This window comes from Psychrobacter proteolyticus (assembly GCF_039762275.1).
GTDB lineage: Bacteria > Pseudomonadota > Gammaproteobacteria > Pseudomonadales > Moraxellaceae > Psychrobacter > Psychrobacter proteolyticus_C.
In genome coordinates this window covers 118,515-133,531 of the sequence record NZ_JBDLOB010000003.1, presented here as the reverse complement: position 1 = coordinate 133,531, position 15,017 = coordinate 118,515, and the positions used below count along the sequence as shown (strand labels likewise).

The following is a 15,017-nucleotide window of genomic DNA, read 5'->3' as shown; positions in this document are numbered from 1 at the left end:
TCTATCAATAACCAATGTTTTATTCAAACTGAAAACATAAAAAAAGAGCCAGCATATCGCTGACTCTTTTTGAAATATATGTGCTCAAATATCTAGCACATACTTAATAGCTATATAGCTATTTATTAGTTATAACTATTTATTAGTTATAACTATTGATTAGTTTACGCTCTGTGGTGCGTTAACTGTTAGCTCAACACGGCGGTTTTGACCACGGCCGTATTCAGTGTTGTTGTCTGCGATTGGACGTGACTCACCGTAAGCAACAACGTTTACACGGTTTGAAGCAACACCGCGAGCTGTTAAGTAGTTAGCAACTGAGTAAGCACGATCACGTGACAGACCCATGTTATAAGATGCTGAACCTTTGCTATCAGTGTGACCAGCGATAGTAATTGTGTTTTGGTTGTACTGGTTCATCGTTGAAGCAAGCTTATCAAGCGTTGGCTTGAATGATGAGCTAAGGGTTGCATCATCAAATGAGAACGTGATGCTACCTGGCATAACCAAATCAATGTTACCAGTGGTTGGGTTCTGCTCAACAGTTACGCCTGTGCCAGCCATTTGCTGCTCAAGTTGACGAGCTTGACGCTCCATGTAGTAACCAACGCCTGCACCTAGTGCTGCGCCGATAGCCGCATCACGACCAGTTTTGTCGCCGCCTGTTGCTTTTGAAATAGTTGCACCACCTGCTGCACCAACTAGACCACCCAGAGCAGCTTTATTTAGACGCTGTTGTCCAGTGTTTGGATCTGTTGTACAACCGCTAAGTGCTAGACCTGATGCTACTGCTGCAATCATTAAAGTATTACGCATAATATTTCCTCTTAAGTTTAAAAAATCGTGCTTTTTATAAAGATTGTCCATTAATCTTTTTTAAGTACTTATCTACATTCCCCATTATTATGGCAACTACAACCTATCTCTGTGTAATATTTTGTCATACCTATGTATGAGAAGTGCAGGTTATATTTCAATGATTTTATAGGTCAAATCTTCGTGCCTTGCTACCACTAGTCACGTTTACAACCGTACACTACAACATGTTTCTGCTAAAATTATATCGCTGAATTTGTCAGCTTTAAATAGTCATGATTTAAAGCTTTATGTTCATAATATTCCTGATTTGACTAGGACAGATTCAGCGACATACGGCTTATTATTAATCAGATAGACTGAAAAGGATTGAGCATGCGATTGACATCTACCATTCGAAAAATGCATAAACGTTCGCCTAAACTAGGCAAAGCTGTGTCGCTTGCAACAGCCACTGGTGTCATCGCCGCCAATAGCTTCGGTGGTAGTATTCCTTTATGGCTAATGGGCGTCGGTAAAGTCATTACTGGCGCCTCTATTGCAGACAAAGCCGTTATCAAAATTGCCACTCACTGGATCAGTAGCAACAGTGCCTTAATCGACAATATGCTGCCTCGCAAAGATTGGCGTATCAACCTACCGGACGATATTCATACCAATGGTAAATACCTGCTAGTGAGCAACCACCAATCATGGGTCGATACTAGCATCGTGCAGTATATTGGCGAAAAACGCTTGCCACTTACGCGATTTTTTACCAAGTTTGAGCTGATTTATATCCCTATCGTTGGTCAAGCTTTTTACTTTTTAGATTTTCCAATGATGCGCCGACACTCAAAAGAAGCCATCGCCAAAAACCCTGCGCTAAAAGGCAAAGACATCGAAGAAGCCAAACGTGCCTGCGCCCTACTAAAAGACAAACCGTTTACCTTATTAAATTATTTGGAAGGTACTCGTTTCACCAAAGCCAAACAAGCTCAGCAAAAATCGCCTTATAAGCATTTATTGAAACCTCGTGCAGGCGGATTGTCATTGGCTATCAGCGCACTAGGTGAAGATATCGATGGCATACTAGATATGACAATCGTATACCCTGATGGTGTGCCAAGCTACGGGGATCTTTGGAAAGGCAATATCAAACGTTTGGGCGTTGACTTGCGCTACATCGATATACCAGATGCCTTGTTCGAAAGTATCAAGCAAGGTGGCTACGAAAATAACGAGGATACAAAAGCTCAAATGTTCGACTGGGTTGAGCAAGTATGGCGTCAAAAAGATGAACGAATTAGCACTATGTTGGCAGATTTTGAAACCAATCCCAAAACGCAAGATGTCTAATAAGGATACTCAGCAATACTAAACTGGCTGACTATTAGAACTTATCAAATACCAACCATAGTTTATGCAAGCGTACTAAGTAATAAATATCGATAATGAGATAAAAAGTTATTGGGCGACAAAGTTACGGGTATAGGTGTCACAATAGTCATATCTTACTTATGATGTTTACTGTTAAAACAGCCATGCATCATAAGTAAATTTTAATCAAAGATGGGTTGTTTTTTAGCCTTATTCATTGATAATGTGACTAATCATGAACTCATAGATTTTCGATGTCTACTTTGATAGTAAATGGTAGTAAATATCGAACTCTTACCCATTTTTTGTGCCATTTATCACTTATAAGGTATGACTGTGCCCACCTCTACTACTAGCTCGCCGTTAGCTACCGAATCTGTTTTGAGTCAGCCTCCTTATCCAATAAGTGATGAGCCGCCAAAACCGAATCATCCAAAGCCGAGTAGCTTTAAGCTCACTTACGATATTGTCATGATTATCGCCATCAGTATTGATCTGCTATTAATCAGTATCGACGCTATTTTGATGAGCAATTTTAGTAGTAATGCTGCAGAATGGCTAACCATCAGTGAAGCGCTCAATTGGTATCAGAGCACTCTACATGATCCTCTACGCACTGCTGGAGGATTTTTTACTATCTTTTTGGTCGTTGAGTTGCTATTGCGCTGGGCGATTGCCATCAAACAAAAAGTCTATTATCGCTGGTTCTTTTTCCCATTTGTTCATTGGTACGAAGTATTAGGCTGTTTTCCGCAGCTACGTGCTTTGCGACTGCTGCGAGCGGTAGTTATTGGACGACGTCTATATCAGCTTGGCTATCAAGTACTGCCGCAGACGTGGATCAACCGAATCAAGTTCTACATTGACCTACTGTTAGAAGAGCTTTCCGATCGCGTTATTTTGACAGCGATACAAAACTTTCGCCAAGAACTAACCAGTTCAGACACACATAAATCATTCATTGAGTCGACGATTGCAAAAAATCGAAATGAGATTGAAGCGGCCGTATTGTCCGTGCTACGTACAGAGCTTGCACCGAAGCTGCAGGAACTGACTGCCTCATCAGGTGGCGGCAGTATATTGGCTAGCGAAATGGGTAATGCTATTGAAGAAGGGTTGGCCAACACACCTGAGTTGCGCCGCTATCTACGCATGATACCTATCGCGGGCAGCCTGATTGAATCACAGCTACATCACGTCGGGCACAATATCGGTGAGAACGTCGTAACTGCATTAAACAAGCGACTTTTAGACCCTAAGCGCTTGGATATATTAATGATGGAAATTGCTAGCGGTATTGCGCAAATAGATACCAATAATACAGCGCTAGATACTTTGATTTCTAGTATCATTGATGACAGTTTGACTGCGTTTGAAGCGCAAGTAAAAGTGCAGCAATGGAAGCACCAAGATATGCTAAATCTATAGTTTAGCTATCTAATAGCATGACGTAATAAGAGACATAATACCGTGACAGAATTATTTTTAAGGGTTTGTATATGACAGTTTCAGCTAACGATAACCAGACTGCACCAGCGCTAGCTTTCTATGGCAAGATGCTGACGTTTTCACGCGTACAGTTTAGTACAAGCGATCTAGCGTCTATAGAAGCTCAGCTAACTGAAACGCTTAGTAATAAATCGAGCAATATCCCTATCCTTATTGATAGTGACGTTGAGCAGGATTTATCAGCACTAGTAGAGCTGTTATGGGTATGGGGATTGCAGCCTATTGGCGTGGTGACAGGACTACTTGATGCGCAAGCACGTGAGCAGCGCTTAGCGATATTTCCAGCAGATGGTAAGCGTATTGAGCGTATATTACCAAGTAAAAAAGCCCCAGTTTCTACCCAACCATCACCAGAAAACGATAACGCCGAAGCAGTTAGTGCTAACAACGTCGATGATACTTCTACCACGAGCGAACCTGCTACTGAAACCACACTATCTAATATGCCAACCGAGACATTGGTAAGTACTCAGCATATTACTAGCTTAATCTATGATCAAATGCTGCGTTCAGGACAAAGCCTCAATCACGTTGGCGGCGACTTGATTTTGACCAGTAGTATCAATAGCGGCGCTGAAGCAATTACTGACAATAGCTTGCATGTATATGGCCGTGCACAAGGGCGTTTGGTGGCAGGCGCAACAGGGGATAAAGATGCCCGTATATTCTGCCAAGTCTTTAATCCGTCACTGGTGTCAGTAGCAGGAACCTATTGCTTACGAGACAATTTACCTGAGCATGTCATCGACAAGTCGGTACAAGTAAAATTTGTAGAAGGCGAAGGCTTAGTATTTACCGTGATGGATGAAGCTTAGAACGCTATTAAAAATAATACACCATGAAGTGACTTTATAGAAAACTAAGGTGGTTAAGCTGCTCTATTCGACAAGCCAAAAAGCATGACTATGACCCTACCAATACCACGCAGAGAGGCTAATTGAGCGATACATAGGTTGTTTTTCTGCTTTAGTATCGAGCTGCTATAAATTTTTGCTTATTTATGCTAGGCTAGCTTCGAAGATAGTGTATATATGTTAGGTAAATAACATGTAATTTTGCTATTTATATAAAAGATATCCCATTGATTCATAGGAGTGTGCCATTGTGGCGAAGATAGTTGTAATCACTTCAGGTAAAGGCGGTGTGGGTAAAACCACGACAAGTGCTTCTTTTGCCGCTGGTTTGGCGTTACGTGGCTATAAAACAGTTGTTATCGACTTTGATGTAGGTCTACGTAATCTAGACTTAATCATGGGTTGCGAAAACAGAATTGTTTATGACTTCGTTGATGTCATCACTGGAAACGCGCGCTTGTCGCAAGCACTTGTCAAAGACAAACAGCTTGAAAACCTGTATATCCTGCCAGCCAGTCAGACGCGTGATAAAGACGCATTGACTGACGAAGGGGTATCAGAGGTAATGGCTGAACTCTCAAAGCAGTTTGACTATATCATCTGTGACTCACCTGCCGGTATCGAGCGCGGTGCACAGCTAGCGATGTATCATGCGGATGAGGCTATTATTGTCACTAACCCTGAGATCTCTTCAGTGCGTGACTCAGATAGAATCATCGGTATTCTGCAAAGTCAGACGAAAAAGGTAGAAGAGAACCAAGGGACTGTTCGCGAGCATTTGATTATCACTCGTTATAATCCTGAACGTGCGGCTGCCAATGAGATGATGGATATTGATACTATCTCGAACGATATCCTAAAAGTTCCACTACTTGGGGTTGTTCCTGAGAGCCATTCAGTGCTTGAAGCGTCCAACCATGGCGAACCAGTTATTCATTATACCGACTCTGTTGCTGGTCAATGTTATGAAGACATTGTCGCCCGTTTCTTGGGTGAAGAGCGTCCACTACGTCACATTGACGTGAAGAAAAAGAGTCTATTACAGCGCTGGTTTGGGGGATAATGATGACTAAGAAAAAAGGATTTTGGAGTAGCCTATTTGGTACTGACGACAACAGTAATGCAGGTAGCGCGAATTTAGCAACTGAGCGTTTAAAAGTTATCGTTGCTAGCGAAAACAGATTGAACAATCGCTTAACGGTTGATCGTATCGAAAAAATGAAACGTGAAATCTTAGAAGTTGTGAACAAATACGTTAACGGTGTGCAGATTGATGATGTCAATATTAATCATCGTTCTGAAGACAGTCTAGACGTGTTAGAGATGAATATCAATTTACCTGAGCATAAGAAATAGCGTTTTAATAGTACGTATTTCTACAATGAATAAAAAAGCCCCAAGTTTGATACTTGGGGCTTTTTAATGTTTATCGATTATTTCATACGGGCAATAAGATTGTCTTTTTTGACAAACTGATGGTATAACGCGGCGGCTATATGCAAGACCGTAAAACCAATAATCATTGGCCAGATAACCTCAGTATGCAAGTTATTATAAAAACGAGCCAAGCTTCTATCTGGGGTCACGAATACAGGGATCTGAAAGATACCGAAAATATCAACCGGTCGACCGCCATATACTGCCATCAGTAAGCCAACCATTGGCATAGCAATCAGTATGGCATAGAGAGCAAAATGTGACAGCTGTGATACGAGCATTTGCCATTTTGGCATGGCTAACGGTGGTGGTGCCTTAGTAAAAACGCGGTTGATGACTCGGGCAATCATCCAAAATAATAGACTCACGCCGAACGCTTTATGGTATCCAATAAACATATTGCTATCTAAATTTTCATATAGCAGTATCATTATCCATGTGGTTAACAGTAAGGCTGCACTAATCCAATGAAAAATACGGCTACTAACCGACCACTTTGATACATTCGAGTTGGCATTATTCATGAGTGACTCTACTACCTTTATCAGGAATTATCTCTAATCAGTTTTATAAACCAGTTAATAACTCTTCAATAGATGAAGTCATTAACATTACTGGCTTACTATTTATAGAATGGAGAATACCTTAAATACAGGTGAGAATCTAGCCATCTAAATCAATCAGGTGATAGGCAATTTTATCCAAATCTGGTACTAAATAGATTTCGTCATCAATCATCACTGTTTGATATAGGTAGGATGAGACGTCATTTTTATCGAAATACTCTTCTCTACCTTCGATATTAGCACCACTAAATTGTTCAGGTGTCTCTACATCTTTGACTTCAGAAATTCGTGCTTGCAGTTGACGCAGATCACCTGCCGTCTGTAAGGCAAAACGGTGATCAGTCGTATTACCTTCCAAAACAACCATTTTGTCTGGGGTTTGATCTTGCAGTAGCAAATTAAATACAGCCAAATCTTGTTGTTGCCAGTCGTATCTAGAAACCTGCTGTTGGAGCTCATCCACACTCAAAATTAGGCTACTTGGAATGATCCAGTCTGGCTGGTTAACTGCGGGAACAATAGTGACGTCAAGCATACCGTTGTTGGTAGTCAACAGACTCACAGCCTCAAACGAATGTTTTAAAATTTGTGTCATACGTCACTCGCAATAAGTTAATGTGAACGGCTAGCTGCCCTTTCACCAATGTAATCGGTTAGTTTTTTTGCTAAATCGGTAGGGCTGCCAATAAAGTTGCAATACCCTGAGTCAATGATAGCCTGAGGTTGACTTGGACATGCACTCAAGCTCGGATCTTGTGCCCATAATTGACTGTTATTGTCTTGGATTAAGTCTAGATACTGAGAGCCATCATTACCCATACCTGAAAATATAATATTAATAAGCTCGCTACCATAGACATCGCTGGTATTTTTGAGCAGCTGCCCGATTGCAGGCTTATATTCACCATGCCAATCTTGATCCAATAGTATCACGCGACCTGTTGAATCGCAGACAACCTGCTTATCAATAGGTACTATCAGACACTCTCCTGCTCGTAATCGCTGTGAAGAAGCGATAATCTTACAGCGCCAGTCATTATGGCGATTAAGTATGCGGGGCAACGTACCAATCATGGCCTGATTGAAATGATGCGCCAATAAAATACAGATTGGTAGTGTGGCTGGTACGTTATCTAAAAACTCTTTAACTGCACTAGGGCCACCCATAGAAGCACCTAAAAATACAACATAATGCCAGTCAGTAGCGGTACTCTTGTAAGCTGGGGCATCTACCAGTGTTGGCAAGTCAAGCAATTGGGCAAATTTACGCTTCAACTTACGCTGCCATTTTGCATATTCTTGGGATTCGTTTAGGTACGGAGCCTGACTGAAGCCTACCAGTACTGCTGCTGGTTTGGATGCCACCGTCGCTATTGCCACACTGTCATCATAATCACTGTCTATCAGCCAAATATCGATAGCTGAGTTAGAAAGCTCACCTGTTTCCTGCCACTGTGCTCGTGATACACAGCCGACCAGCGTAAAGCCAAAACCACGTACCGTATCTGAAAAAGCCATGCGCTGGCGGTGGTCTTCTGCCACCACCATCACTTTAATATCGTTTCTATTTTTTTTTCGCAGCGCTAAAACACGTGCATTATCCTTCATTAGTCAGGCTGACCCCTTCACCTAGTAATTTTTGCATTTTATCAAGCAGCTCTTTTTCTTGGAATGGTTTACCCATATAGTCATTCACACCAATCTCCAAGGCACGCTCACGATGCTTTTCACCAGTACGTGACGTTATCATAATAATCGGAATTTGCTTTAGACGACTATTATGTCGGACTTGAGTGGCGACCTCGAAGCCATCCATACGAGGCATTTCGATATCAAGCAATATCATATCTGGTGTCATATCTTGCAATATTTCAATTGCGTCAACACCATCTTTAGCGACTGCCACATTGAACCCTTGGCGCTCTAAGAAACGTGAGGTTACTTTACGCACTGTCACTGAGTCATCGACGACTAAAATGGTAGATTTAGATTCTATACGTCCTCTTTTAGCATCAGCAGCTTTCGTAATATTCTTGACCAATTGCGCATTGCGCATAAGAGCAATCAGATCTAAGATGAGCATGACCGAGCCATCACCCATGATAGTAGCAGCTGAAACCCCTGGAATATTTGATAATTGTTGGCCTAAAGGTTTGACAACAACTTCTATGCGCGAACCTGCAATCTGATCCACTTGCAAAGCAATATTCTGTCCGGTACGGTTTTTAATAATGATAAGCGGTAAGCTGGTATTGGTATTTACGACCAACTCATTCAACTTATTGCCTGATAAAATTTCATTTAGATAACGTACTCGATATTCAGTGTCTTCAAAATTCAATGTGGCATCATTTGATTGATAGTAGTCATAGAGCTTCTCTGGATTCACTCGAACCACGCGCTCAATCTGTACCAATGGAATTGCATAGTAGCGATCTGCAGCACGAACAACCAACGCGTCAGACACGGCTACCGTCAATGGTAGGCGCATTGTGAAACTTGAGCCTTTACCCAACTCTGAAACGACGGATACTGAGCCACCTAGTTGACGAATTTCACTAATAACAACGTCCATACCAACGCCGCGTCCAGAAATCTGAGTCACTTGCTTACTCGTACTCAATCCAGCGTTGAAAATATATTGCATAATATCAAGGTCTGACAGACTATTATCGTCTGCATCAATTAGACCCTGAGAGATGGCTTTACTACGTACTGCTTCAACATCAATGCCTCGCCCATCATCTGTTAATTGAATGACGATTTCACTACCTTCACGATGTACCTCAAGAGTAATACGGCCGCTACGCTCTTTGCCTGATTTTAGACGGGTTGAAGTGGTTTCAATACCATGATCGACAGCATTACGCAACATATGCTCAAGCGGCGACGTAATGCGCTCTAGGATGGTTCTATCCATCTCGTCATCAGCATTAACAATGGTCAGTTCAACAGACTTATTAAGCTCGTTAGCTGTTTGACGTACGATACGTTCAAGACGTGGTGTCAAGCGCGTAAATGGCACCATACGCGAATTCATCAAACCGTCTTGCAGTTCAGTCTGGGTACGAGACAACTGTAGCAGTAGGCTTTCACTATCACGGGTTTTTTCTAATAATGTATGGTTAATATCAACCAAATCTGAGGCCGACTCTGTTAAAGATTTAGACAGCTGATTCAAAGATGAATATTGATCCATCTCTAGAGGGTCAAAGTCTTCATTATCGATGAGCTCCTCATCTATCTGAGACAAAATCTGTGCTTCTAGCTCGATCTCCATACGACGTAGCTGATCTGCCAAGCGTTGTACTGTCGTACCCATCTCTTCAATACTGTTTGTTAAACTACTGATACCCATATCGATACGAGCACGGTTAATCGCTGACTCACCAGATAGATTAATCATGTGCTCAATCAAACCACCTGAGATACGAATCATCTCATTGTTACTAGCGCTCTGATCTTCCTCGTGAGTATCTCTAAGCATAGACGGCATTTCACTGATATCTTTTGCAAGATACTGCGAATCTTGGTTTTCTTTGGCAATCAAGATTGCTTCACGCTGGGCTTGTAGAGACTCTTTAGGTATCGTTTTTAGGCTATCAGGGTTTCTACCAAACTGCTCCAATGCTTCAATCAACAACGTAGGCGTTGGTGGGTTAACATGTTGTTGAAGAATAAATACTGCATCAGCTAGCCAGTCATGACTTGCAACCAATAATTCTAATACTTTTTTGGTGGCTGGACGTCGATTACTGACAAAATCCGTATAGACTGATTCCATTTCGTGAGCTAAGTCAGCAATACCAGAGGCAGTGACCATGCGTGCGCCACCCTTTATGGTATGCAAGTCACGCTGGAGCGCTTGTAACGCTGTGGTATTACCCGTGTCTTTTAAGAACAAGTGCAGATACTTATTACGATTGGTAAGCTCTTCTGCCTCTTCCAAAAACACTGCTAATATATCAGGATCAGGGAGTCCGTTAGCCCATGATTGTTTAATCATGCTATCCAGACTTAGGGGGCTCAATGCCTCATTATCATTGTCAACAACATTGGCAGCAATGCTACGCTCTGTAGGTGCAAAATGATTTTTTGGTACTGGTATGACTAGATCGACTACCTCTGGTAACGTTTTTGCTTTTTCAAGCTGGCGCAACTGTTCAATCAGCTCTGGAGTAAAGAAAGATTTCTTATGACTCACAATATGCATCACTTGCAGTGACATCGTGTCTTGCACCATTTGCATGATTTCAAGCCACTGCGCGGTTGGCGCTCTTCGGCTCTCTACAAACGACTCATAGACACTTTCTGCTTCATGGGTTAAATCGCCAATACTACGGATACCAGCCATCCGTGCACCGCCTTTAATCGTGTGCAAATGACGCTGTAGAACTTTCAGCGCATTGATATTGGTGATATCAGCACGCCATTTATTGAAGCTTTCATCTAGTGCAGTATCAAGCTCTTGTGCTTCTTCTAAAAATATTTCTAATAGCTCGATATCAGTATCAATAGTCTCAAACTGTAGCTCAGGTGCTGGAACGGCTCTAACGGTGAAGCCAACGTCCTCGTTCTCATCCTTTTCTTGATAAATACTCTGTAGATCATCAATGACTTGTTTATCTATTTTTAAGGAGGTACTTCCAGCTAAGGCATCAAACAAGCCTATCAGCTGAGCGTGACCTGCATGCAATATTGCTTGAATGTCTGGATTTTGTGCTTTATCGATATGATTACTCAAATAACGATACGCATTACCCAGCTCATCTAAAATTGTGACAAATTTCGGAAATGCTTGCGCTTTTTCCATAAGAGAAGCTATTTGTGAAACTTGCTGCTCTATATAGTCTTGAATATGCTCTATATTAGTATGATTTAACGCATCATCTAATTCCCACTCAGCATCGAGCAACGTATCAATATTACTGTCTAATAACTCTTCTATTGTCGGTTTCTTATTGGTCATGACCGTAGTGTCATTAGCCGCATATTGCTCATCAAGCATGGCCTGCAATGACGCTATATCATGCTGACTCTGCGAACCATCGTCCTCTGTTGATACATCGTGCTGCTCTATATTTTGCTTATAGTTATTTAGATAACCCTCTATTAATGTGACTGACTGGGCCAATGCTGCTAAGTGCTGAGCATTCATGCCTATATCTTGTTGTTGTAATGACTCCAAGCTATGCTCGATGGTCGCACTGACTTCGCTGATAGCGGCTAAAGCACTAGAACCCGAAGCGCCGCGCAAAGTATGAAATGCGCGTACGATTTCATCTGTGATTTCTATATGATGCTGTTCTCTATTGTCTTTGACAAACTGTTCGATACAATCAAGCAGCTCTTCTGCTTCATCAATAAAGATCTTACAAAATGCTTTTTCTTCCTCAGTTTGAGGAGTAAGGACAACCGCTGCCTCTGCCATTTTTTCATTGACCGAATGAAAGGTCTGTAAGGTAGAGTCTATTGCTTCATTACTGTTGTCATCATAAGCATTGCCAGTCTCAGTCGTATCAGACCATGGCGTTGTTTCTTCCATCTTATCTATAGAACTACTTACTGACTGTGCAAACAACGCAGAATAGCTAAACTCATTACCCTGCTGTTTGCTATATGCATCAGCACACGCAATCCACACTGGTACTACAGCTGGATAATCTTGAGTACCCTGTTCAAATGCTATGAGCATATCAGGATAAGCTGCCAGTACATCTGTAATTAACTGACACATATCAGCTGAGATAGCGACACTGTTGTCTAAAACACGGTTAAGCATGTTTTCTATAGACCATGCCAATTCCGCTGTATAGTTAGCGCCTACCATGCGGCCCGAACCTTTTAAGGTATGGAAACCACGGCGAATATCTTTTAATTCCTTTAGATCGGTCGAATTTTTCCGCCAACTTTCATACAACGGCACAATTTCTACCAATACTTCATTGGCCTCTTCTATAAATATCTCTTTGATATCAGGATCTGCATCGTCGGCATCCGCTGGTAGTTGATTAGCCTCTTTAATAAAAGGTGCAAGACTATCTGGAATATCCAATGTAGATAGATATTTGTTGATATTCACTACCTTGTTATTCGAGTCAGTAACCAACTCGGTACTATCGTTATTAGAATCGTTATCAGCATCATCAATTTCTAGTAGCGATTTTTCTAATTCTATATCATCTGACATAAGCTCTTTAGGAGCAAGTTTAACTAGTGTCAGTCCAGTGTTCACAGGCTGCTGACTCATAAGATTACTACTTTGTAAAATAGTAATAGCAGGATCAAAGCTTGGTAGGCGCTGCGCTGAAAAATCTGCTACCAATGATGGTAGAATTTTTGTGGTATCAACCACTAGATTTACAACATCATCTGTTACTGGCAATGTTTTATCTAATAAACGATTGAGTAGGTTTTCGATTGACCATGCTATCTCGCTGATACTAAAGGCACCAACCATACGACCTGAGCCTTTTAGAGTGTGAAAACCTCTACGCACTTCGGTCAATGGTGTTAGGTCTTGTGAGTCTTGCGCCCAGATAGGAAGGAAATCTTCAAGATCAGTAATAATTTCAGTCACTTCTTCAATAAAAATATCGTGGACATCTTCATCTATTTCAAAATTATCAGGCTTCACGTGTTCACGAGCCTGCTTTAGTGCATCACTTTCAGTATTGTTGGACAGACTCACACTATCTTGTTCAACTACATTTGCATCGCCTATATTGATAACAGGGCTAATTTCGCCACTATCATCGTAACGTACAACATTCGTCGCAGCTGACTCTTGAGCAAATACAGTCTCGTGAAGCGTTTCTGGTGAAACGATATCAGTATCAAGAAGCTGTGTTGCTCTAGCTGTATGTTCGTTTGCTAAAGTAAGCAACTGCTGATCGAAAACCTGCTGTGCAAGATAATCAAGTAATAGCTCAATAGAGGTTAAGCTCTCAGCCAACGCCTGCACCAAACTCCAGCTCGGGGTAGTAATATTACGAGCAGTTAACTGTGCAAATAGACTACCGATATCATCCATAGTATGACGAATTTCTGGCAACTCCATGTCGTCAAAGGCTTGACCAATACTGGTAAACTCAGTAGACGCTGGTAATAACTCAATATCTTGATGTTGTATATAGTCATTGAAATTTTGCTTTATCTCTTCTACTGCAATTCGAAGCTCACGTAGGCTATCATCGGTAGGAATAGAGTCATGTTTACTTATTAATTCTGTCTCGTTACTATTTATCACTTCAGGCAAAGTAGCGAAAGAGGTCGCATCACCAATCTTAAGAGAAATAGTTTGCTCAGTACTATAAATAGCGTTATATAACTCTTGCAGCTTGCGTTCAATTTGCCATTGCTCTTGCGCAAAACTTGTTTCTGATACAAGAGACTGTTTCAAATCTGCAAGGATTGATTCCACCTGAGACACATAGTGAGTCCAGCCTCGGTTTTTGAGCTGCTCTTTGATATGTTGTAGAGGAGCTATCAAGCTATCTGGCTCATCCAGCTTGAAAATAAGCGCATCAAGCTGAGTTAATAATTGCGGTAAAAAACGAGACGCTGTCGTAGTGCTTTGAGATACTTTGTCCAAAATAGACTGGGTACGTTTGCTACTGTGCGCTAGATAACTCAATTCGACATAGATTGCGGTGGTCAATCTTACAACTAGAGTTGAAGGTACTTCATTTGATTGGGCACAAGATTCTATAACTTGATCAAGCTGACCTAATAATGGAGCATAACGCTCAGGAAGTGGCGTCTCATTATGAGCCAGATCACTTAGCAATAACTCAGTCAAACACCATAGTCTTTGTAAACCACTATCTCGTGTAGTCTGCCTAAGATACTGGCTAGCTTTTTCTAATATACTGAGTGCTGATGACTGATTTGTATTAGTGATTAGTAATGCTTGTACTTGCTGACGCCATACGAGTAGCAACTGCTGACACTGTTCACTTGTCAAGCTAGCAGTAGCTTGTTCTGTAGGTAGGGCGGCTTCAATATTATTGATAATATTTTCGTTATTCGCATGATCGTTTGCGTATTCATGCTGAACGTCACTAACATTTACAAGAATGTCAGTTTCTATATCTCGTTGAGACAAAGCTTGGGTCAGCTCATCAATTGCTCTACTTATTAGACCTCTATGATAGATTCCTGTACGCGCATACTGATTAATCTCTCGTTGTAATAATCGATGAGAGAACTGACCTATACGGCGCTCTTTAATAGAAAAATCGTCACAACTTTGTAATCCTGCGAGTTGACTCAACTTGCCAGCAACATTTGCTAGTAAAGGTAGTTTAAGTATGATGAGCGCACCACTAACCTGATGATAACTTGATGTCAGTTGCTCATGGTCGATGCTAGATTCACCTAATTGCCAACCGTCAGATATCTGTGTTAACTGCTGATTGAATAATGGTAGCAACCACTGAAATGTCACTATGTCATTGGGCTGGTTTTTCATAGG

General features: G+C 41.4%; 10 protein-coding genes. 5 read left to right on the top strand and 5 right to left on the bottom strand.

Annotation, left to right across the window (positions count from 1 at the left end; all coding sequences use genetic code 11):
• Window positions 1–159: 159 nt before the first annotated feature.
• Complete coding sequence (locus tag ABFV72_RS06370; RefSeq protein ID WP_057761553.1) at window positions 160–816, bottom strand: OmpA family protein; 657 nt, start codon at window positions 814–816, stop codon at window positions 160–162.
• A 375-nt stretch (window positions 817–1,191) separates the two neighbouring features.
• Between ABFV72_RS06370 and ABFV72_RS06365 the strand changes: the two genes are divergently transcribed.
• From ABFV72_RS06365 to minE, 5 genes are all read left to right on the top strand, one after another.
• Window positions 1,192–2,154, top strand: coding sequence for an acyltransferase (locus tag ABFV72_RS06365; protein WP_347162872.1), 963 nt, complete (start codon window positions 1,192–1,194; stop codon window positions 2,152–2,154).
• 351 nt (window positions 2,155–2,505) lie between these two features.
• Window positions 2,506–3,603, top strand: coding sequence for a hypothetical protein (locus tag ABFV72_RS06360; RefSeq protein WP_347162871.1), 1,098 nt, complete (start codon window positions 2,506–2,508; stop codon window positions 3,601–3,603).
• 71 nt (window positions 3,604–3,674) lie between these two features.
• Window positions 3,675–4,499, top strand: coding sequence for a septum site-determining protein MinC (gene minC / locus ABFV72_RS06355; RefSeq protein WP_347162870.1), 825 nt, complete (start codon window positions 3,675–3,677; stop codon window positions 4,497–4,499).
• Between the two features lie 289 nt (window positions 4,500–4,788).
• Window positions 4,789–5,601, top strand: a complete 813-nt coding sequence (gene minD / locus ABFV72_RS06350) for a septum site-determining protein MinD (RefSeq protein WP_057761560.1) — start codon at window positions 4,789–4,791, stop codon at window positions 5,599–5,601.
• A 2-nt stretch (window positions 5,602–5,603) separates the two neighbouring features.
• Window positions 5,604–5,894: a cell division topological specificity factor MinE gene (gene minE / locus ABFV72_RS06345; RefSeq protein WP_057762631.1), complete on the top strand. Its 291-nt coding sequence runs from the start codon at window positions 5,604–5,606 to the stop codon at window positions 5,892–5,894.
• A gap of 77 nt (window positions 5,895–5,971) precedes the next feature.
• Here minE and ABFV72_RS06340 read toward each other — a convergent pair whose 3' ends face one another.
• The 4 genes from ABFV72_RS06340 to ABFV72_RS06325 form a co-directional block, all read right to left on the bottom strand.
• On the bottom strand, window positions 5,972–6,499 hold the full coding sequence (locus ABFV72_RS06340; protein ID WP_347162869.1) for a cytochrome b: 528 nt from the start codon (window positions 6,497–6,499) through the stop codon (window positions 5,972–5,974).
• A 139-nt stretch (window positions 6,500–6,638) separates the two neighbouring features.
• Entirely contained in the window at window positions 6,639–7,136 is a 498-nt protein-coding gene (locus ABFV72_RS06335; protein WP_347162868.1) for a hypothetical protein, read from the bottom strand.
• Between the two features lie 17 nt (window positions 7,137–7,153).
• Window positions 7,154–8,149: a chemotaxis protein CheB gene (locus tag ABFV72_RS06330; protein WP_347162867.1), complete on the bottom strand. Its 996-nt coding sequence runs from the start codon at window positions 8,147–8,149 to the stop codon at window positions 7,154–7,156.
• On the bottom strand, window positions 8,139–15,014 hold the full coding sequence (locus ABFV72_RS06325) for an Hpt domain-containing protein (RefSeq protein ID WP_347162866.1): 6,876 nt from the start codon (window positions 15,012–15,014) through the stop codon (window positions 8,139–8,141). The genes ABFV72_RS06330 and ABFV72_RS06325 overlap by 11 nt, the downstream gene beginning before the upstream one ends.
• Window positions 15,015–15,017: the final 3 nt, after the last annotated feature.